The following is a 19,628-nucleotide window of genomic DNA, read 5'->3' on the forward strand; positions in this document are numbered from 1 at the left end:
GGGTCTTCCTGAATGCAGAGCAATAATAATCATTCTCATTCGCACTTGTCCAATACTTTTTGCAAAAAATAGCGGTTGACTCAAATTTTAAAGTCATTGATGTTGGAAGGGACGTTTAACTGACTGAGGAACAAGGAATGAGTGAGATAGTGATACGCCATGCGGAACCGAAAGATTATGACGCCATTCGTCAGATCCACGCCCAGCCGGAGGTGTACCACAACACACTACAGGTTCCTCATCCGTCTGAGCAAATGTGGCAAGAACGACTCACCGACCAGCCCGGCATTAAGCAACTGGTCGCCTGTATAGACGGTCATGTCGCCGGGCATCTGTGCATCGCCGTCGCGCAACGCCCACGCCGCAGCCATGTGGCTGATTTTGGGATTTGTGTCGGTGCGCAGTGGCAAAACCGGGGCGTTGCCAGCGCGCTGATGCGCACCATGATTGATATGTGCGATAACTGGCTGCGCGTTGACCGCATTGAGCTGACGGTATTTGTCGATAACGAACCGGCGATTGCGGTGTACAAAAAACACGGGTTCGAAATTGAAGGCACCGGCAAACGCTATGCCCTGCGCAACGGCGAGTATGTGGATGCGTATTACATGGCGCGAATGAAGTAGTTTGTTGCCCTCACCCTAACCCTCTCCCACCGGGAGAGGGAATGAAAAACGTAGGCCGGGTAAGGTGAAGCCGCTACCCGGCAAACCATCAATACCCCGCCGACAAATCATCCACCGACCGCGGATCCGACGCGCCAAACAGCGCCCCATCCGGCCCGACCATAATGCTCTGGGTGCTGCCCATCGCCTCCTTCACCGCCACCTTCTGCCCGCGCTGTTCCAGCAGCTTGATGGTGTCCGGGCTAAAGCCCTTTTCCACGCGCAGCTCGTCCGGCAGCCACTGGTGATGGAAACGCGGGGCGTTGGTCGCTTCGGCGACGTTCATCCCAAAGTCGATGCTGTTCACCACCATCTGCAGCACGGTGGTGATAATACGGCTCCCGCCAGGGCTGCCGGTTACCAGCCAGGTTTTCCCGTCTTTCACGACAATGGTGGGCGACATAGACGATAGCGGACGCTTCTTCGGCCCGACGGCGTTTGCATCACCGCCCACCAGCCCGTAGACGTTCGGCACGCCCGGTTTGGCAGAGAAGTCATCCATCTCGTTGTTCAGCAGAATACCGCTGTTGCCCGCCACAATCCCGGTGCCGAAGGTGGTGTTGAGCGTGTACGTCACCGCCACCGCGTTACCGTCTTTATCCACCACCGAGAAGTGTGTGGTCTGGTTGCTTTCATACGGCGCCAGCTTGCCGGGGCGGATCTCGCTCGACGGTTTAGCCTTGTTGATGTCGATCTGATCGGCAATAGATTTGGCATACGCCTTGTTGGTCAGCGCCTGCCATGGCACCTTCACGAAGTCCGGATCGCCGAGATATTCCGAACGGTCCGCGTAAGCGCGTTTTTCCGCTTCCGCCATCACCTGCATGGCATCCGCGCTGCCGAAGCCGAACTTGTGCATATCGAAGTTTTCGAGAATATTGAGGATCTGCACGATGTGGATCCCGCCGGAAGACGGCGGCGGCATGGAGAAGACCTCGTATCCGCGATAGGTGCCGCTAATCGGCTCGCGCTCCACCGCCTTGTATTCTGCCAGATCCGCTTTGGTGATGAGCCCGCCGTTCTTGTGCATCTCTTCGGCAATCTGGTCGGCAATTGCCCCTTTGTAGAAGGCGTCCGGACCGTGCTCCGCAATCAGCTCCAGGCTTTTGGCGAGGTTCTTCTGCACCAGCTTATCGCCCTTCTTCAGCGGCTCACCGTCTTTCCAGAAAATGGCCTTGCTGTTTTCGTGATTCGGAATGACTTCGCTGCCGTAGGTCTTGAGGTCGTCCGCCAGCGCATCGTTTACCACAAAGCCGTCGCGCGCCAGCTTGATGGCAGGCTGAACCACCTTGTTCAGCGGCATCGTGCCGTATTTTTCCAGCGCCAGCGAGAAGCCCGCAACGGTGCCCGGCGTGCCGGTGGCGAGGTGCGAAGTCAGGGATTTTTTGCTGTCAGGGTTACCCTGATCGTCGAGGAACATATCGCGGGACGCCTGAGAAGGCGCCATTTCTCGGAAATCGATAGCGGTGGTTTTACCGTCTTTGGTGCGCAGCATCATAAAACCGCCGCCGCCCAGGTTCCCCGCCTGCGGATGCGTTACCGCCAGCGCATAGCCGACGGCGACCGCTGCATCCACCGCGTTACCGCCCTGCCTGAGAATGTCGACGCCCACGCGGGTCGCCAGTGCATCCACGGATGCCACCATCCCGTGGGTTGCCCGCACGGGATGAAAAACATCTTCCTCCACGCCGTAAGAGACCGGAGGCGCCGCTGGCGGGTTGGCCGCCACGCTAAATGTACCGCCTGCCATCAGCGCGGCGATGGCGACCCAGCGCAAAAACGTTGGTTTCATCATTATTGTTCTCCAGGTGAAGGGATCCATATTCCCCGCTTAAGCCTGGTTCACAACTCCTAAAAAATCATCGTCATGGTGAAATCGGGGTAAACTTAAGAGAGACCTCAAAAGGAGGAAATGACAATGAAACGCTTATGGATCCTTACGGCGCTGATCCCGTTTGCCGCGCTCGCACAGCCGCTTAACACCATGAACAACCCAAACCAGCAGGGTTATGTCATCCCGAGCCAGCAGCGTATGCAGACCGAGATGATGAGCCAGCAACAGCAGCAGAAAGGGATGCTTAATCAGCAGCTTAAAACGCAGACCCAGATGCAGCAGCAAAGCCTGCAAAATCAGATGAACGCCAACACCCAGCGCGTGCAGCAGGGGCAGGTGCGCGAGCAGCCGCTGCCGAATAAAAACGGCGGGATGCTAGGAGGAATGACGTCGTCAGGCAGCGGACAGCAGCACATGCTGCCGCCGCAGTCGAATGGCAGTATGCTTAATCCGCAGAACTAAAATCCGGGCCGATCAGGTCGATTGCATCGGTACAGATGCTGTCCACGCCCCAGCGCAGCAGTTCGGCTGCGCGCTGGGGTTTGTTAACCGTGTAGACCAGAATATGCAGACCCGCGTCCTTCAGCATCTTCACCCGCGCCTCATCCAGCAGCCTGTGGTTGAGATGGATAGAAACGCACGCTAAGCGTGTCGTCAGCTCGCGCCAGTCCTCGCGCCACTCGTCAAGCAGAAGCCCGCGCGGCAGATCCGGCACGGCCGCCTGTGCCGCTTCCAGGGCGTCAACTTCAAACGATGAGAGCAGCGGCGCGGTCATCCCTTCCCACAGTTCGCGTGCGGCCAGGGCAATCACTTTGCCGGTCAGCGGCCCGGTGCCGGTGGTCGGTTTGATTTCGATATTGGCCATCATGCCATGCTGGCGACAGCGATCGGCCACTTCCGCCAGCAGCGGCAGCGGTTCGCCTTTGAATTCGCCGCTGTACCAGCTTCCTGCGTCCACCTTCAGCAGATCGCGCCACGGCAGTTCACCTGCCACGCCCCAGCCGTTGCTGGTGCGTTCGAGATTATCGTCATGCAGCAGGAAAATTTCGCCGTCTTTCGACAGCTTGGCGTCGAACTCGATCATCGTGTGACCGTAGCGCGCGCCGACGTCAATTGCCGCCAGGGTGTTCTCCGGCGCCAGCTTACCGCCGCCCCGGTGGGCGACGACGTGGGGATAAGGCCAGTTGCTCATACTCGTTGTCCTGTTTCACCGTCAAACAGGTGCAGATGGTTTTCCGGCAGGTGCAGCCACAGCGTGCTGCCTGCTTTCGGACGCTCCTGATGCGCCAGGCGCACCACCATTTTTTGTTCGCCCCAGCGCCCGTGCGCCAGGTTATCTGCACCCAACATCTCCAGCGTGTCCATCACCAGCGGCACGCCGCCGTCCGCCTGAGAGGTTAAACCAATATGTTCCGGGCGGATACCGAGCGTCATCTTACGCCCGGCGTAGCCACGATAGTACCAGTTGATCGGCAATGCCATCCCGCTTTCCAGCTCAAAATGCGTGCCCGTGTTGCTGATACGCCCTTCCAGCAGGTTCATTGCCGGGCTGCCGATAAAGCTCGCCACAAAGCGGGTGGCCGGTTTCTCGTACACTTCCACCGGCGTGCCAATCTGCTCGGCGATGCCTTTGTTCATCACCATTACGCGCTGGGCGAGGGTCATGGCTTCGACCTGATCGTGGGTGACGTACAGAGAGGTGGTTTTCAGACGACGGTGCAGCTGCTGCAGCTCAAGACGCATCTGCACGCGCAGCTTGGCGTCGAGGTTAGACAGCGGCTCGTCGAAGAGGAATACCGCCGGATCGCGCACGATGGCGCGCCCCATTGCCACGCGCTGGCGCTGGCCGCCGGAGAGCTCGCGCGGGCGGCGCTTCAGCAGGCCGTCCAGCTCGAGAATACGCGCCGCCTCTTTCACCCGCTCGTCGATATGGCCTTTGCCCATCCCGCGGATTTTCAGCCCCCAGGCCATGTTCTCTTCCACGCTCATGTGCGGATAGAGAGCGTAGTTCTGGAACACCATCGCAATGCCTCTGTCTTTCGGCTCCATTTCGGTGACGCGCTGGCGGTCAATCCAGATATCCCCGGAGGTCACGCGCTCCAGCCCCGCCACCATGCGCAGCAGGGTGGATTTGCCACAGCCGGACGGGCCGACCATCACGATGAATTCTCCGTCCGCCACGTCGAGCGTCAGCGGCTGAATCACCTGAGTTTTGCCATCCCAGCTTTTGGTTACTGCCTGAAGTTTTAAACCTGCCATCTTATTTCTCGCTATCGACCAGGCCGCGGACAAACGCGCGCTGCATGGCTAAAACAATGACTACGGGTGGGATAAGGGTGAGCAGCATCGCCGCCATCACCTGGTTCCAGAGGGTGGTGCCTTCGCCAGTGGCGATCATGCCTTTGATGCCCGCCACGGCGGTGCCGAGGTTGACGTCCTGAATAATCAGCAGCGGCCACAGGTACTGGTTCCAGCCGTAGATAAAAGTGATCACAAACAGCGCCGCGAGGTTGGTTTTCGACAGCGGCAGCACGATGTCGCGGAAGAAGCGCATCGGCGACGCACCGTCGATGCGCGCCGCTTCAATCAGCTCGTCCGGCAGAGTCATAAAGAACTGGCGGAACAGGAAGGTGGCGGTCGCCGAGGCCATCAGCGGCAGGGTTAAGCCCGCGTAGCTGTCGAGCATCTTCAGGTTGGCAATCACCTCCACCGTCGGGAAGATACGCACCTCCACCGGCAGCATCAGCGTGATGAAGATCATCCAGAAGAAGAGATTGCGCAGCGGAAAGCGAAACCAGACGATGGCGAAGGCCGAAAGTATCGACACCGTAATTTTGCCGACCGTAATGCCAAACGCCATGATGAAGCTGTTGAGCATCATCAGCCAGAACGGCGCGCTGTTGGCGCCCACGCCCTGGGTCCAGATGGTCTTCATGTTCTCGAAAAGATGTGTGCCTGGGATCAGCGTCATCGGCGTGTCGAACACCGCTTTGGTGTCCAGCGTGGCGGCGACAAACGCCACGTACAGCGGGAAGAGGATGACGATAATCCCTAAAATCAGCATGGTATGGCTGAAAATCGTCAGCCCGCGACGGTTCTCAATCATTGGTAGCGCACCTTACTTTCGACATAGCGGAACTGCACCACCGTGAGGATGATGACGAGGAACATCAGCACGACGGACTGCGCGGCAGAGGCAGAGAGATCCAGACCCGCAAAGCCTTCGCGGTAGATTTTGTAAATCAGCGTGGTGGTCGCCTGCACCGGGCCGCCTGCGGTCGCCGCGTCGATCACCGGGAAGGTGTCGAAGAAGGCGTATACGAGGTTAACCACCAGCAGGAAGAAACTCACCGGGGCGATCAGCGGCAGCGACAGCCTGAAGAAGCGACGAATGGGCCCTGCGCCGTCAATTGCCGCGGCTTCCACCAGCGAGCGCGGAATGGACTGCAGCGCGGCAAAGAAGAACAGGAAGTTGTAGCTAATCTGCTTCCACACCGAGGCAAACACCACCAGGAACATCGCCTGACCGCTGTTCTGGGCGTGGTTCCAGTCGTAGCCGAACTCTGTCAGGAAGTGGGTAATCAACCCGCGACCGGGGTTAAACAGGAAGATCCACAGCACGGCGGCGACGGCGGGAGCCACGGCGTAAGGCAGCAGCATCAGGGTTTGATAAATACGGCTGCCGCGCACCACGTAGTCCACCAGCGCGGCGAAAAACAGCGAGGCAACCAGACCGCTGACGGTCACCAGCGCGCTGAACTTCATCGTCGTCCAGAAGGAGTCCAGGTAGTAGCTGTCGTGGAACAGCGCGGTAAAGTTGTCCAGACCAACAAACTGGCTGGAAAGCCCGAACGGGTCGACGCTTTGTACCGAGTACCACAGCGCTTCGCCCGCAGGCCAGATAAAGAAGATAACGGTGATGACCAGCTGCGGCGCGACCAACAGGTACGGAAGCCAGCGGGAACGGAACACCGGACGGGATGATGACATTGAGATTTGGTTCCTGGCGATTTCGGTTTTCTCCCTCTCCCTGTGGGAGAGGGTTGGGGTGAGGGCATCAGGCCGCATTAATCCGTAAGCCCGGAACGCTGCGCGTCACCGGGCATTTTTTTACGATTTAGTCGACTGCTCAAAGCGGCGCAGCAGCTGATTCCCGCGCTCTACCGCAGAGTCCAGCGCCTGCTGTGGCGTTTTCTTACCGGTCCACACGCTTTCCAGCTCTTCATCCACGATGGTGCGGATCTGCGGCATGTTGCCCAGACGCAGGCCTTTGGTGAACGGCAACGGCGGCTTGTTCAGCATCTGACGCGTCGCAATGTCCGCGCCCGGGTTCTTGCTGTAGAAGCCCTGCTCGCGGGTCAGGTCGTACGCGGCTTTGGTGATCGGCAGGTAGCCGGTCTTCTGGTGCCATTCGGCAGCGTTTTCAGGCTTCGCCAGGAAGTCGAGGAACTCGGCCACCCCTTTGTAGGTGCCCTTGTCTTTACCCTGCATCACCCACAGGCTCGCTCCGCCGATTATGGCGTTCTGCGGCGCGCCCTTCACGTCAGCGTCATACGGCATCATGCCCACGCCGTAGTTGAATTTGGCGTAGTGACGGATATCCGCCAGCGAGCCGGACGAGGCGGTGGTAATGGCGCAGTCGCCGTTGTAGAACTTCTCGGTGGATTCGTCTTTACGCCCGAAGTAGCTGAAGTCGCCCTTCTTGTTCAGATCGGCCAGCAGCGCGATGTGCTTCACCTGCTCCGGCTTGTTGAACTCCAGTACCGCGTCGGTGCCGTCGAAGCCGTTGTTTTTGGTCGCAACCGGCAGGCCGTGCCAGGCGCTGAAGTTTTCAATCTGGATCCAGCCCTGCCAGCCGCTGGCGTAGCCGCACTTCATCCCCGCCGCTTTCAGCTTCGCGGTGTACTCCGCCAGGTCCTGCCAGGTTTTTGGCGGCTGCTCCGGGTCTAAACCGGCTTTTTTGAAGGCGTCTTTGTTGTAGTACAGCACCGGCGTGGAGCTGTTAAACGGCTGGGACAGCAGGTGGCCGGTTTTGGAATCGGTGTAGTAACCCGCTACGGTCGGCACGAACTGCGACTCGTCGAAGTTGATGCCCGCTTCTTTGAATACTTCATAGACCGGCTTGATGGCTTTGGAGGCCATCATGGTGGCGGTACCCACTTCATAAACCTGCAACAGCGCCGGCGCGTTGCCCGTACGGAAGGCGGCGATGCCCGCGCTCAGGCTCTGCTCGTAGTTACCTTTGTACACCGGCACAATTTTGTAATCCGGATGGGTGTCGTTGAAACGCTGCGCCAGGGAGTCAACTTCTTTACCCAACTCCCCTTCCATGGAATGCCAGAACGGAATGGTGGTCACAGCCATTGCGTTCGTCGCAAAAGCCAGACCCAGTGCCAGACCCAAAGCTGTGTGTCGTAACGATGTCATTGTCATCTCTCTTATTGTGCCGGATGCGCGATATCACGCGTTTTATGCTCGCGAGGTAACATGACATGCTCGAATTACAGAAAAATAACTGTTTGTTTACAGATAAGTGACAGCCAGGCGTCAGGGGGATGATGGTTGTGTGAAGGGGGATGGGGGTTAGGTGCGGTCTGGTGCCCTCACCCCAGCCCTCTCCCACAGGGAGAGGGAGCAAACACTAAAAAAGGCAACTTGCCTTGCCTTTTTGCTTTTATCTCGTGCGGTCTGGTGCCCTCACCCCGACCCTCTCCCACGGGGAGAGGGAGCAAACACTAAAAAAGGCAACTTGCGTTGCCTTTTTGCTTTTACCTCGTGCGGTCTGGTGCCCTCACCCCGGCCCTCTCCCACGGGGAGAGGGAGCAAACACTAAAAAAGGCAACTTGCGTTGCCTTTTTGCTTTTACCTATCCGCCCAGATACGCGCTCCGCACCGCCTCGTTCGCCAGCAGCGCGTCGCCGGTATCCTCCAGCACCACGCGACCGTTCTCCAGCACGTAGCCACGGTCGGCGAGCTTCAGCGCCTGGTTGGCGTTCTGCTCGACGAGGAAAATGGTCATCCCCTCTTTGCGCAGCTGCTCAATGGTGTCGAAAATCTGCTGGATGATGATCGGCGCCAGACCGAGCGACGGCTCATCCAGCAACAGCAGGCGCGGCTGGCTCATCAGCGCGCGGCCAATCGCCAGCATCTGCTGCTCACCGCCGGACATGGTGCCCGCACGCTGGATGCGGCGCTCCCACAGGCGCGGGAAGAGTTCATACACCCACTTGATGCGGGTCTGGTATTCATCGCGGTGAGCGAAGAAACCGCCCATCGCCAGGTTCTCTTCCACCGTCATGCGGGAGAAGACGCGGCGCCCTTCCGGAACAATCGCCACCGCCTCGCGCATGATTCTGGCAGTCTGCCAGTCGGTAATGTCTTTACCATCGAACACAATCCGCCCGCTGGTGGCGCGCGGGTCGCCGCACAGGGTGCCGAGCAGCGTGGTTTTGCCCGCGCCGTTGGCGCCAATCAGGGTCACGATTTCACCCTGATTGATATGCAGGCTGACGTCGTGCAGCGCCTGGATCTTGCCGTAGTGCGCGTTGACCTTGTCGAACGTTAACATCGCTTTTTCCATCTTATGCCTCACCAAGGTATGCGCGGATCACGTCCGGGTTGTTGCGGATCTCTTCCGGCGTGCCGTTTGCCAGCGGCGTGCCCTGGTTTACCACGTAGATACGGTCCGAAATGCCCATCACCAGCTTCATGTCGTGCTCAATCAGCAGAATGGTGGTGTCGTGACTGTCGCGCAGCTCGGCAATCAGTTCGTCCAGCTCTTTGGTCTCTTTCGGGTTGAGCCCTGCCGCCGGTTCGTCGAGCATCAGGATTTCCGGCTGCGTCACCATGCAGCGCACGATTTCCAGGCGACGCTGGTCACCGTAGGCCAGGTTGCTCGCCTGACGGTTGGCGTGCTGCAGCAGGCCAATTCGGTCGAGCCAGGTGGCGGCGCGGTCAAGCGCTTCATCCTGCGCGCGGCGGAAGGCCGGGGTTTTCAGCAGGCCGGAGAACAGCCCGGTTTTCAGCTGCTGATGCTGTGCCACCAGCAGGTTCTCAATCACCGTCATCTCGCGGAACAGACGCACGTGCTGGAAGGTACGCACCACGCCCATGCGGGCAATCTGCTGGCCCGGCAGCCCTTCCAGGTGCTGATCGCGCAGCATGATGGTGCCGCCCGTTGGCTTGTAGAAGCCGGTCAGGCAGTTAAAGACCGTGGTTTTCCCCGCGCCGTTCGGACCAATCAGCGAGACAATCTCTTTCTTGTGCAGATCCAGATTCACGTTGTTGACCGCCAGCAGGCCGCCAAAACGCATCATCAGGCCGTTAACGGATAATAATGGCTGACTCATGCCTGCTCTCCTTTCGCTTGCCCGTTCTTCAGCTTCAGCTGTGGACGGGTCATCGGCAGCAGACCCTGCGGACGCCAGATCATCATCAGCACCATCAAACCACCCAGCATCAGCATGCTGTATTCGTTAAAGTCGCGCATCAGCTCGCGCGAGACCACCAGCAGGATGGCCGCGAGGATAACGGCAAACTGCGAGCCCATCCCGCCGAGCACCACAATTGCCAGCACAAAGGCGGATTCGGCGAAGGTGAACGATTCCGGGCTAACGAAGCCCTGACGCGCGGCAAACAGCGTTCCGGCGAAACCAGCAAACGCGGCGCTGATGGTGAACGCGGTCAGCTTGATGCGGGTCGGGTTCAGGCCCAGGGAGCGGCAGGCGATCTCATCTTCACGCAGCGCTTCCCACGCGCGGCCCAGCGGCATGCGCAGCAGGCGGTTAATCACGAACAGGGTGATCACCACCAGCAGCAGCGCCACCAGATAGAGCCAGATCACGCGGTCGGACGGGTCATACTTCACGCCGAAGAAGTTACTGAAGGTATCCCAGCCGCCTTCGCGGGCGGTACGACTGAACTCCAGACCGAAGAAGGTCGGTTTCGGGATCTGGCTGATGCCGTTCGGGCCGCCGGTCACTTCGGTGTTGTTCAGCAGCAGGATACGGACGATTTCACCGAAGCCTAAGGTCACAATCGCCAGGTAGTCACCGCGCAGGCGCAGCACCGGGAAGCCAAGCAGGAAACCGGCTGCGGCGGAGACCAGCCCCGCCAGCGGCAGGCAGGTCCAGAAGCCGAGACCGTAATAGTGGTTCAGCAGCGCGAAGGTATAAGCGCCGATGGCATAGAAGCCGCCGTAACCCAGCACCAGCAGGCCCGAGAGCCCCACGACCACGTTCAGACCGAGGCCGAGAATCACGTAGATCATGGTCAGAGTGGCGATATCCACGGTGCCGCGAGACACCACAAACGGCCACGCCACGGCGGCCACCAGCAGCGCCACGAGGAACAGCTTCTGCTTAACCGTAGAACCGTCGATTGCCGGCAGAACGAATTTCGGCCCGGAGACGTTTTTCAGCGTCTTCTGGAACAGCGGACGCAGCAGCTGGAACAGGAACACCACGGCCGTACCGATAAATACCCACTGCCAGCGAATGTCAGCTGCGGTATCGACAACCAGTTTGGTGCCATTCAGCTCAAGCTGGACGCCCATAAAGACGCTGGCCAGCACGAAGAACATGGCGGCAGAGAGCAGCGCCATTGCAAAATGCATCGGTTTCATACTTTCTCTACCTCCGGACGGCCCAGAATACCGGTAGGCATCACCAGCAGAACCAGAATCAGCAGGGCAAACGACACCACGTCTTTATATTCCGTGCTCAGGTACGCCGAGGAGAGCGCTTCCGCCACGCCCAGGATCAGGCCACCAATCATCGCGCCCGGAATACTGCCGATACCGCCCAGAACCGCCGCGGTGAAGGCTTTCATCCCGGCCATGAAGCCGATGTACGGGTTGATCACGCCGTAGAACTGGCCGAGCAGGACACCCGCCACCGCCGCCATCGCGGCGCCAATCACGAAGGTCAGGGCAATCACGCGGTCGGTGTTGATGCCGAGCAGGCTCGCCATCTTCAGGTCTTCCGCGCAGGCGCGGCAGGCGCGTCCCATACGCGAGTAGCGGATGAACAGCGTCAGGGCGAGCATCGCAATAAATGTCACCACCCAGATAACCAGCTGCATGGTGGTGATAGAGGCCGCGAAGTTTTCGCTGGCCCCCACGATCCACTGGCCGTTAAACAGGCTTGGCAGCGCCACGTCGCGCGAACCTTCGGTAAGGCTGACGTAGTTTTGCAGGAAGATCGACATCCCGATCGCGGAAATCAGCGCAATCAGACGCTTGGAGCTGCGCACCGGCCGGTAGGCCACGCGCTCAATGCTCCAGCCGTAGGCGCTGGCTATCACGATCGCGCCGACAAACCCGGCGGCGACCAGCAGCCAGCTGCTGTCGATGCCCATCATCATCAGGGCGGCGATAATCATAAAGGAGACGTAGCTACCGATCATGTATACCTCGCCGTGGGCGAAGTTGATCATGCCGATAATGCCGTAAACCATCGTATAGCCGATGGCGATCAGCGCGTAGGTGCTTCCCAGCGTAACGCCGTTAAACATCTGCTGCAGGAAATAGAGAAACTGCTCGGACATATGCAAACCTTTTTATACCCGCCCGTCATGCCGGGCGGTGGGATAATTATTTGGCGGCCGAGGATGAACCATCGGCGTGCCACTTAAAGACACCAAACTCAAATCCCTTCAGATCGCCTTTCTCATCCCAGTTCAGCGGCCCAATCACGGTGTTCGCCCCGTGTGCTTTTAAATCTTTCACCAGTTCCAGCGGTTCTTTGCTGCCGGAGCGATCCAGCGCGGTGGCCAGAGACTGTACGGCCGCGTAGGTGATCCAGACGTACGGACCACTCGGATCTTTCTTCTGCGCCTTGAGCGCATCCACGATAGCCTTGTTGGCCGGATCCTGGTCATAGCGTTTTGGCATCGTCACCAGCATGCCTTCGGCAGAATCCCCCGCGATGTTTGACAGGGAGGCATTGCCCACGCCCTCTGGCCCCATAAACTGGGTTTTCAGACCGGTGGCGCGCGCCTGACGCAGCATCTGCCCCATCTCCGGGTAATAGCCGCCGTAGTAAACGAAGTCGATATTCTCTTTTTGCAGACGGGCAATCAGCGCAGAGAAGTCTTTCTCACCGGCGGTAATGCCGTCGAAGAAGACGATGTTTGCGCCGCCTTTTTTCAGGCCGTCCTGCACGGAGCGCGCCAGGCCTTCGCCGTACTGCTGTTTGTCATGAATAATGGCAATGCGCTGTGGCTTAACGGTCTCGAGGATGTATTTGGCAGCGGTGGGGCCCTGCGAGGAGTCCAGACCGGCGGTACGCATGATGTGCTGATAGCCGCGCTGGGTCAGCTCCGGGTTCGTTGCGCCTGGGGTGATCATCAGTATGCCTTCGTCTTCGTAGATATCAGACGCAGGCTGCGTGGAGGATGAGCACAGGTGGCCGATCACATACTGGATACCGTCGTTGACGATTTTGTTGGCGACCGCGACGGCCTGTTTAGGATCGCAGGCGTCGTCATATTCCACGCCCACCAGCTTGTCGCCTTTGATGCCGCCCTTAGCGTTGATGTCTTTGATGGCCTGGCGCGCGCCGTTGAACTCCATGTCACCCCACTGGGCAACAGGGCCGGACATCGCCCCCACTACCGCAACCTTAATGTCGTCTGCCATAGCGGCATGCGAGATCGACAGTGCGACCATCCCCGCGATTAACGTCTTCGCGTTCCTTTTCATCTCTGAATCCCCATTCGTGATGTCGTGTTTATATTTTGTTTTATTATGGTTAAAAAGCATTCTGTACTTTTAATGAACAACGCTATTTTTACCAGTGCCTTTAATGGTTTAGCGCAGTTTTTTGTCAAAAACCAGACTAAAATCTCTATTTTTCAGGCGATTAAGCAAAGATAATATTCTGAAATCAGGCAGAGATAAACAAATAAAAGTGCAGTTTGCAGCATAAAATAACGGTACAAAGCGCCGAATAAATCACTACCGTTCAGGTTAAAATTCTGCTTATTTTTCGATCCATGTGTTTTCAAACTGCCCATCGCGTTGCCAAAAAACTAATCACCTGGTTAATGAGAATAAAAAGAGGAAGCCGCTGGGTGAATAAATTGAGTACACTGCCCCTACTCAATCTGATTTGGACAAGTGGCTAATGAAACTGACTATCGTGCGTCTGGTGACCTTTAGCGACCAGGATCATATCGACCTGGGCAAGATCTGGCCGGAATATTCCCCTTCGTCTCTACGCGTTGATGAGACCCACCGCATTTATGCCGCGCGTTTTAACGAACGCCTGCTGGCTGCGGTTCGCGTAACCCTGAGCGGTACAGAAGGGGCGCTGGACTCGCTGCGCGTGCGTGATGTCACCCGTCGTCGCGGTGTGGGACAGTATTTAATTGAAGAAGTGATCCGCGAAAACCCGAGCGTGACCTCATGGTGGATGGCTGACGTGGGCGTGGAAGACCGCGGCGTGATGGCGGCGTTTATGCAGGCGTTAGGGTTTACGGCGCAGGAGAGCGGGTGGGAGAAGCGCCAGGGCTGATTTGTGCTGCCTGATGCCCTCACCCCGGCCCTCTCCCACGGGGAGAGGGAGAAAACATTAAAAAAGGCAACTTACGTTGCCTTTTTGCTTTTATTTGGCGTCTGTCGCCGTGCCGTTCGCATGCCAGTCAAACACGCCGAACTCGAAGCCCTTCAGGTCGCCCTTCGCGTCCCAGGACAGCGGCCCCATGACGGTGTCGACAGTGTTCGCTTTCAGCCAGGTGGCAATCTCAGCCGGATCGGCCGACTGGTTCAGGCCCGCCTGCAGGGACTGCAGCGCCGCGTAGGTGGTCCAGACGAACGCGCCGCTTGGATCCTGTTTCTTCGCCTTGATGGCATCTACGATAGGTTTGTTCGCAGGGACCTGGTCGTAGTTCTTCGGTTTGGTCACCAGCAGGCCTTCGGCTGATTCACCCGCAATGTTAGACAGGGAAACGTTCGCCACGCCTTCCGGGCCCATAAACTGGGTTTTCAGGCCCGCAGCGCGCGCCTGGCGCAGGATCTGGCCCATTTCCGGGTGGTAGCCACCGTAGTAAACGAAATCAATATTCTCTTTCTTCAGACGCGCCACCAGGGTAGAGAAGTCTTTCTCACCGGCGGTGATCCCGTCGAAGAACACCACGTCGGCATTCGCTTTCTTGAGGTTATCCTGCACTGAACGCGCCAGACCTTCACCGTACTGCTGCTTGTCATGAACGATGGCAATGCGCTTCGGCTTCACTTTTTCAACGATGTATTTCGCCGCGGTTGGCCCCTGGTCAGAGTCCAGGCCGGTAGTGCGCAGGGTCAGCTTGTAGCCGCGCGCGGTGAGCTCTGGTGCGGTCGCTGCCGGGGTGATCATCAGAATACCTTCGTCTTCGTAGATGTCAGACGCTGGCTGAGTAGAGGAAGAGCACAGGTGACCAATTACGTATTTGATCCCGTCGTTCACCACTTTGTTCGCGACCGCGACCGCTTGTTTCGGGTCACAGGCATCATCATATTTTACGATCTGCAGTTTTTCGCCTTTGATACCGCCCTTAGCATTAATGTCTGCAACCGCCTGCTCAGCGCCGGTAAATTCCTGGTCGCCGTACTGTGCTACCGGACCGGACATTGCGCCAACAACAGCCACCTTGATGTCTGCCTGTGCCATGGTGCTGAATGCCAACGCGATACATCCTGCCAGTAACGCTTTACCCTTCATGTTCATCCTGAGATTCCCCATTATTATGGTTATTACGATTGTTGTGATGTTGTTGTTCAGCGCTTTATGTCAGTTATAGGTGTGCTGTCCGCGCTTTTTCAGCATACTCTGCTAAAACATACCCGATTTTTATGATTTTGGAATAGCTAATTTGAAATGAATATATGATAAGCCCGGCAGGGATTTTCGCCGGGCATATGGCTTTAACGTGTCAGCGACGCGGAGATAATGTCCAGCGCTTTACGGAATTGCGCTTCAGGAATAGTCAGCGGATAGAGGAAACGAATGACGTTGCCGTAGACGCCGCAGCTCAGCAGCAGGAGCCCTTCCTGCAACGCGCGCTCCTGCACCAGGCGGGTAAACTCCGGCGAAGGCTGACCCGTTTGCGGGTCGTTAAACTCCACCGCCACCATCGAGCCCTGCGCGCGAATGTCAGCGATATACGGGCAACGTTCCTTCGCCTTATTCAGCACTTCCACCAGGTGGTGGCCAAGATGCGCCGAGCGCGTGCAGAGATCCTCTTCATCAATCACGTCGAGCACGGCATGTGCCGCCGCAATCGCCAGCGGGTTTCCGGCGTAGGTACCGCCCAGCCCACCAGGCGCGGGTGCGTCCATCACCTCCGCACGGCCTGAAACCGCCGAAAGCGGCATCCCTCCTGCCAGGCTTTTCGCCATGGTGATCAGATCGGGCTTAACGCAGTGGTGTTCCATCGAGAACAGCTTGCCGGTACGGGCAAAGCCGCTTTGCACCTCGTCGGCAATCAGCAAAATACCGTGGGTGTCGCACAGGGCGCGCAGCGCCTGCATAAAATCAGCTGGCGCAATGTTGAAACCGCCCTCTCCCTGAACCGGTTCGAGAATAATGGCCGCGACCTGGTCGGGTGCGATATCCGCTTTAAAGATACGTTCCAGGCTTTTCAACGCTTCCGCCGTGCTGACGCCGTGCAGTTCATTCGGATACTGCGCGTGATACACCGAACCGGGGAACGGGCCAAAGCCGATCTTGTACGGCGCAACTTTGCCGGTCAGCGCCATGGTCATAAAAGTGCGGCCGTGGAACGCGCCGCCAAAGGTGATAAGGCCAGGACGTTTGGTGTACGTCCGGGCAATTTTGACCGCGTTTTCGACCGCCTCTGCCCCCGTGGAGAAGAACGCGGTTTTGGCCGGACCGTCAACGGGCACGCGCTGGTTGATGCGCTCGGCAAGCGCCACATAGCCTTCGTACGGCACAATCTGGTACGCAGTATGGGTAAACGCGTGGAGCTGTTTTTCAATAGCGGAAATGACTTTTGGATGGCGATGGCCGGTATTCAGCACCGCGATCCCGGCGGCGAAGTCGATGTACTCGTTGCCTTCCACGTCCCACACCGTGGCGTTTTCAGCTTTATCAGCATAGAAGTTACACATTACGCCGATGCCGCGCGGCGTCGCCTGTAAACGCCGGTCGTTCAGTTCGTTATTTTTCACCCTGTCCCCCTGAGAAAGTCGCCTGCTTAGCGCATCAGTAAGTGTTTGCCAGGGGGAGGGAATTCGCCAGAGCGGGCGCTAAAAAAACAAAACCCCCAGACTTTCATCCAGGGGTTCTCGGTGTACTTCGCGAAAATTACGCTTCGATAGCGGCGCGAAGTTTTTTCATGGCGTTCTTTTCAAGCTGACGGACACGTTCCGCAGAAACGCCGTAGCGGTCGGCCAGCTCCTGCAGCGTGGACTTGTTGTCTTCGTCCAGCCAGCGGGCGCGAATAATATCCTGGCTACGTTCGTCGAGGCCTTCCATCGCATGGGTCAGCTTGTTCGCGGCCTGATCTTCCCAGTTATCCTCTTCGATGCCATCAGCAAAGTTAGAGGTTTTATCCTGCAGATACAGAACCGGCGCCATCGGCTGGCTGTCAGATGCGTCGTCGTCGGAGGACATATCAAAGGTCATGTCCTGCGCGGCCATACGGGATTCCATCTCACGCACGTCTTTGCTGGATACGCCCAGCTCGCGCGCCACCATTTCCACTTCATCCTGGTTGAACCAGCCCAGACGCTGCTTGGCTTTACGCAGGTTGAAGAACAGTTTGCGTTGCGCTTTTGTCGTGGCGACCTTCACGATACGCCAGTTGCGCAGCACGTATTCATGAATTTCTGCTTTGATCCAGTGCACAGCGAAGGAGACGAGTCGCACACCCACTTCCGGGTTAAAGCGACGCACAGCCTTCATCAGGCCGATGTTACCTTCCTGAATCAAGTCCGCCTGCGGCAGGCCATAGCCCGCATAGTTACGAGCAATGTGAACAACAAAGCGCAGGTGAGACAGGATCAGCTTTTTCGCTGCTTCCAGATCGCCCTGGTAATGCAGCTTTTCAGCAAGCTCCTTTTCTTCCTCGGCCGTTAACATCGGCCAGGTGTTCGCAGCCCGGATATAAGATTCCAGGTTACCAACAGGGGCTAAAGCTAAAGTTTGCATTTCTTTGGTCATTCATTCCTCTCAATGTTTCTTCTGGTCCTGGTCGTCCCCGTCAGGCAACAACCATGCCAAAGCGTTTGAGCAACGAGATTAGCATTCACTCTTTTATCAGACAGTGATTTTATCCACAAGTTCCAGGTGCAACGGTGAATAAATTACGCACAAATTGTGACATGGAGATGATAACAGGGGAAGCGACAACAGGGACGCTTTCCCTGCAGAGCGAGCATCTCGGTGCAGGGAAAGATTATATCACGCTTTTATTAGTCGGGAGTAAAGTGACGTAAATGTTGAACGGTTGCCAGCCAGGCTGCCAGCCACCCAATCATCGAACAAACCAGCAGCAGCAACAGGCACTCATCGAAGCCTAAGCCACTGATATCAAACTTCGTTCCGAAAACCTGCGCCACTTCAGTGACGGCGGACGAAAGCCGCATAACCAAAATTTCTGACAATATCAGTGAAAGAAATGCACCGGAAAAACCGAGCAGTGCACCGCCGTAAAGGAACGGTCGGAGGATGAAACCATCCGTTGCACCAATCAGTTTCTGCACGTTAATGGTATCGCGACGGGCGAAAATGCTCAGGCGCACGCTGTTACCGATGACGAGGAAGACCGCCGCCACCATCAGCACGCCAATCATCGCCGCGACGCGTCCTACCAGCCCGGTCAGGGCAGAGAGACGCGCAAACCAGCTGTCGTCCATGCGCACTTCATCAATGCCCTTGATGCGCGTGATGCGATCGCGCAGGGTGTTAAGCGAATCGGTCCCCTGGAAATCCAGCTTCGGGATCACCACCGCCACGGCGGGCAGCGGGTTCTCTTCGAGCATATCCAGCGCGCCGCCAAAGCCAGACCAGTTACGGAACTCGCCCAGCGCGTCTTCGCGTGAGAGATAGTTGACCTTCTCCACGCCCTGCTCGGCCTGAATTTGCCCGACCACCTGCGCGGCGGCGTTATCGTCGAGCGCTTTATCCATATAGACCGTGATCTGCGGAGACGGATAATACTGTGTGGCCGCCTGGTTGACGTTTTTATAGACCATATAACAGACGCTTGGCAGCGTCAGGGAGATGGCGATCACCATCACCGTCAGGAACGTCGCCAGCGGTTTGCTTTTCAGATCCTGCAGCGCGCCGTGGAAAGCGTAGCGCACCTGCTCGTTGAACACGTTGGTTTTACGGGAGGCCGGTTTTGGCGCGGCCTTCTGGCGCTTCGGCGCATTACGATTGCCGTCACCACCGCCCTGCGGCTTACGGAAACGGTCAAACCGGTTCCCGAACTGCCGAATCTGGTTTATTGCATCACGCTTGTTCACCGTGGCCTCCGTGCAAATGCCCGTCGCTCAGGGTCAGCATGCGGTACGAACGACGGGAAATGAGCCCGATGTCGTGCGTCGCCATCAATACGGTGACTCCTACGCGGTTAAATTCCTCAAACAGACGCAAAATCCCTTCTGAAAGAGCATCGTCCAGGTTACCGGTCGGTTCATCCGCCAGCAGTACGGCAGGCTTGTTCACCACCGCGCGGGCGATGCCCACGCGCTGCTGTTCACCGCCGGAGAGCTGGATCGGGAAGTTCTTCGCTTTGTCCAGCAGCCCGACCTTATCCAGCGCCGCAGAAACGCGACGGCGGATATCGTCATAGCTGGCGCCGGCAATAATCAGCGGAATGGCCACGTTATCGAAAACGGTGCGATCCATCAGCAGGTGGTGATCCTGGAAAATCATGCCGATCTGACGACGCAGGAACGGCACTTCGCGATTTTTCAGGCGGCTGATCTCATGACCGCCGAAAAAGATTTTCCCGGCGCTTGGCCGCTCGATCCCACAGATAAGCTTGAGCAGGGTACTTTTCCCCGCGCCGGAATGGCCGGTCAGGAATGCCATCTCGCCCGGCTGCAGGTGGAATGTCACCCCCTGCAGCGCTTGTCTCCCACCGAGATAGGCCTTGCTGACGTGTTCAAAGCGAATCAT

General features: G+C 57.7%; 19 protein-coding genes. 3 read left to right on the forward strand and 16 right to left on the reverse strand.

All coding sequences use genetic code 11. The features are described 5' to 3' along the window. The first annotated feature begins 137 nt into the window (after nt 1–137). Nucleotides 138–626 (forward strand): N-acetyltransferase, encoded by a 489-nt coding sequence (gene yhhY / locus DEO48_RS21530; protein WP_032664702.1) that lies wholly within the window; start codon nt 138–140, stop codon nt 624–626. 88 nt (nt 627–714) lie between these two features. Here the strand turns inward: yhhY and ggt are convergent, their stop codons facing one another. Next, on the reverse strand, nt 715–2,460 hold the full coding sequence (gene ggt / locus DEO48_RS21535; protein ID WP_181367039.1) for a gamma-glutamyltransferase: 1,746 nt from the start codon (nt 2,458–2,460) through the stop codon (nt 715–717). Nucleotides 2,461–2,583: 123 nt separating this feature from the next. Here ggt and DEO48_RS21540 point away from each other — a divergent pair, with 123 nt between their 5' ends. Continuing rightward, nucleotides 2,584–2,961, forward strand: a complete 378-nt coding sequence (locus DEO48_RS21540) for a DUF2756 family protein (protein WP_033144399.1) — start codon at nt 2,584–2,586, stop codon at nt 2,959–2,961. On the opposite strand, the gene ugpQ is transcribed toward DEO48_RS21540, so the two are convergent. The 10 genes from ugpQ to livK all read right to left on the reverse strand — a co-directional run bounded on the left by ugpQ (nt 2,945) and on the right by livK (nt 13,201). Continuing rightward, a complete protein-coding gene (gene ugpQ, locus DEO48_RS21545; protein WP_109846243.1) occupies nt 2,945–3,691 on the reverse strand; it encodes a glycerophosphodiester phosphodiesterase in 747 nt (248 codons plus the stop codon). The genes DEO48_RS21540 and ugpQ overlap by 17 nt on opposite strands. After that, nucleotides 3,688–4,758, reverse strand: a complete 1,071-nt coding sequence (locus tag DEO48_RS21550) for a sn-glycerol-3-phosphate import ATP-binding protein UgpC (RefSeq protein ID WP_063440725.1) — start codon at nt 4,756–4,758, stop codon at nt 3,688–3,690. Before DEO48_RS21550 ends, ugpQ begins: the two co-directional genes overlap by 4 nt. Before the next feature lies 1 nt (nt 4,759). Continuing rightward, nucleotides 4,760–5,605, reverse strand: coding sequence for a sn-glycerol-3-phosphate ABC transporter permease UgpE (gene ugpE / locus DEO48_RS21555; protein ID WP_109846244.1), 846 nt, complete (start codon nt 5,603–5,605; stop codon nt 4,760–4,762). Continuing rightward, nucleotides 5,602–6,489 carry a sn-glycerol-3-phosphate ABC transporter permease UgpA gene (gene ugpA / locus DEO48_RS21560; RefSeq protein ID WP_109846245.1) on the reverse strand — a complete coding sequence of 296 codons (888 nt, stop codon included), beginning with the start codon at nt 6,487–6,489 and terminating at the stop codon, nt 5,602–5,604. The genes ugpE and ugpA overlap by 4 nt, the downstream gene beginning before the upstream one ends. Before the next feature lie 120 nt (nt 6,490–6,609). Continuing rightward, a complete protein-coding gene (ugpB, locus tag DEO48_RS21565; protein WP_023310025.1) occupies nt 6,610–7,926 on the reverse strand; it encodes a sn-glycerol-3-phosphate ABC transporter substrate-binding protein UgpB in 1,317 nt (438 codons plus the stop codon). A gap of 439 nt (nt 7,927–8,365) precedes the next feature. After that, entirely contained in the window at nt 8,366–9,079 is a 714-nt protein-coding gene (livF, locus tag DEO48_RS21570) for a high-affinity branched-chain amino acid ABC transporter ATP-binding protein LivF (protein WP_008500102.1), read from the reverse strand. A gap of 1 nt (nt 9,080) precedes the next feature. After that, the gene (gene livG, locus DEO48_RS21575) at nt 9,081–9,848 is read right to left on the reverse strand and encodes a high-affinity branched-chain amino acid ABC transporter ATP-binding protein LivG (protein ID WP_023310024.1); all 768 of its coding nucleotides are present in this window, start codon (nt 9,846–9,848) and stop codon (nt 9,081–9,083) included. After that, nucleotides 9,845–11,122, reverse strand: a complete 1,278-nt coding sequence (livM, locus tag DEO48_RS21580) for a branched chain amino acid ABC transporter permease LivM (RefSeq protein ID WP_023310023.1) — start codon at nt 11,120–11,122, stop codon at nt 9,845–9,847. Before livM ends, livG begins: the two co-directional genes overlap by 4 nt. Then, a complete protein-coding gene (gene livH, locus DEO48_RS21585; protein WP_008500099.1) occupies nt 11,119–12,045 on the reverse strand; it encodes a high-affinity branched-chain amino acid ABC transporter permease LivH in 927 nt (308 codons plus the stop codon). The genes livM and livH overlap by 4 nt, the downstream gene beginning before the upstream one ends. Nucleotides 12,046–12,091: 46 nt before the next feature. Continuing rightward, nucleotides 12,092–13,201, reverse strand: a complete 1,110-nt coding sequence (gene livK / locus DEO48_RS21590) for a high-affinity branched-chain amino acid ABC transporter substrate-binding protein LivK (protein WP_087823779.1) — start codon at nt 13,199–13,201, stop codon at nt 12,092–12,094. Between the two features lie 424 nt (nt 13,202–13,625). Here livK and panM point away from each other — a divergent pair, with 424 nt between their 5' ends. Then, entirely contained in the window at nt 13,626–14,015 is a 390-nt protein-coding gene (gene panM, locus DEO48_RS21595; RefSeq protein ID WP_023310021.1) for an aspartate 1-decarboxylase autocleavage activator PanM, read from the forward strand. 90 nt (nt 14,016–14,105) lie between these two features. Here the strand turns inward: panM and livJ are convergent, their stop codons facing one another. From livJ to ftsE, 5 genes are all read right to left on the reverse strand, one after another. Next, nucleotides 14,106–15,206 carry a branched chain amino acid ABC transporter substrate-binding protein LivJ gene (gene livJ / locus DEO48_RS21600; protein WP_146198314.1) on the reverse strand — a complete coding sequence of 367 codons (1,101 nt, stop codon included), beginning with the start codon at nt 15,204–15,206 and terminating at the stop codon, nt 14,106–14,108. 197 nt (nt 15,207–15,403) lie between these two features. Next, nucleotides 15,404–16,669: a 4-aminobutyrate--2-oxoglutarate transaminase gene (locus DEO48_RS21605; protein ID WP_109846247.1), complete on the reverse strand. Its 1,266-nt coding sequence runs from the start codon at nt 16,667–16,669 to the stop codon at nt 15,404–15,406. Nucleotides 16,670–16,805: 136 nt separating this feature from the next. Beyond that, nucleotides 16,806–17,663 (reverse strand): RNA polymerase sigma factor RpoH, encoded by an 858-nt coding sequence (rpoH, locus tag DEO48_RS21610; protein WP_033144392.1) that lies wholly within the window; start codon nt 17,661–17,663, stop codon nt 16,806–16,808. 251 nt (nt 17,664–17,914) lie between these two features. Further along, on the reverse strand, nt 17,915–18,970 hold the full coding sequence (ftsX, locus tag DEO48_RS21615) for a permease-like cell division protein FtsX (protein ID WP_109846248.1): 1,056 nt from the start codon (nt 18,968–18,970) through the stop codon (nt 17,915–17,917). Next, the gene (gene ftsE / locus DEO48_RS21620) at nt 18,957–19,628 is read right to left on the reverse strand and encodes a cell division ATP-binding protein FtsE (protein WP_023310016.1); all 672 of its coding nucleotides are present in this window, start codon (nt 19,626–19,628) and stop codon (nt 18,957–18,959) included. Before ftsE ends, ftsX begins: the two co-directional genes overlap by 14 nt.

This window comes from Enterobacter sp. CGMCC 5087, assembly GCF_003144775.1.
GTDB lineage: Bacteria > Pseudomonadota > Gammaproteobacteria > Enterobacterales > Enterobacteriaceae > Enterobacter > Enterobacter cloacae_M.

Coding starts and splice junctions, on each gene's coding strand:
- livH (WP_008500099.1), bottom strand. CDS start 12,045: ATGTCCGAGCAGTTTCTCTATTTCCTGCAGCAGATGTTTAACGGCGTT.
- rpoH (WP_033144392.1), bottom strand. CDS start 17,663: ATGACCAAAGAAATGCAAACTTTAGCTTTAGCCCCTGTTGGTAACCTG.
- livM (WP_023310023.1), bottom strand. CDS start 11,122: ATGAAACCGATGCATTTTGCAATGGCGCTGCTCTCTGCCGCCATGTTC.
- yhhY (WP_032664702.1), top strand. CDS start 138: ATGAGTGAGATAGTGATACGCCATGCGGAACCGAAAGATTATGACGCC.
- DEO48_RS21540 (WP_033144399.1), top strand. CDS start 2,584: ATGAAACGCTTATGGATCCTTACGGCGCTGATCCCGTTTGCCGCGCTC.
- panM (WP_023310021.1), top strand. CDS start 13,626: ATGAAACTGACTATCGTGCGTCTGGTGACCTTTAGCGACCAGGATCAT.
- ugpQ (WP_109846243.1), bottom strand. CDS start 3,691: ATGAGCAACTGGCCTTATCCCCACGTCGTCGCCCACCGGGGCGGCGGT.
- livJ (WP_146198314.1), bottom strand. CDS start 15,206: ATGAACATGAAGGGTAAAGCGTTACTGGCAGGATGTATCGCGTTGGCA.
- ugpB (WP_023310025.1), bottom strand. CDS start 7,926: ATGACATCGTTACGACACACAGCTTTGGGTCTGGCACTGGGTCTGGCT.
- livF (WP_008500102.1), bottom strand. CDS start 9,079: ATGGAAAAAGCGATGTTAACGTTCGACAAGGTCAACGCGCACTACGGC.
- DEO48_RS21550 (WP_063440725.1), bottom strand. CDS start 4,758: ATGGCAGGTTTAAAACTTCAGGCAGTAACCAAAAGCTGGGATGGCAAA.
- livK (WP_087823779.1), bottom strand. CDS start 13,201: ATGAAAAGGAACGCGAAGACGTTAATCGCGGGGATGGTCGCACTGTCG.
- ggt (WP_181367039.1), bottom strand. CDS start 2,460: ATGATGAAACCAACGTTTTTGCGCTGGGTCGCCATCGCCGCGCTGATG.
- ugpA (WP_109846245.1), bottom strand. CDS start 6,489: ATGTCATCATCCCGTCCGGTGTTCCGTTCCCGCTGGCTTCCGTACCTG.
- ugpE (WP_109846244.1), bottom strand. CDS start 5,605: ATGATTGAGAACCGTCGCGGGCTGACGATTTTCAGCCATACCATGCTG.
- ftsE (WP_023310016.1), bottom strand. CDS start 19,628: ATGATTCGCTTTGAACACGTCAGCAAGGCCTATCTCGGTGGGAGACAA.
- livG (WP_023310024.1), bottom strand. CDS start 9,848: ATGAGTCAGCCATTATTATCCGTTAACGGCCTGATGATGCGTTTTGGC.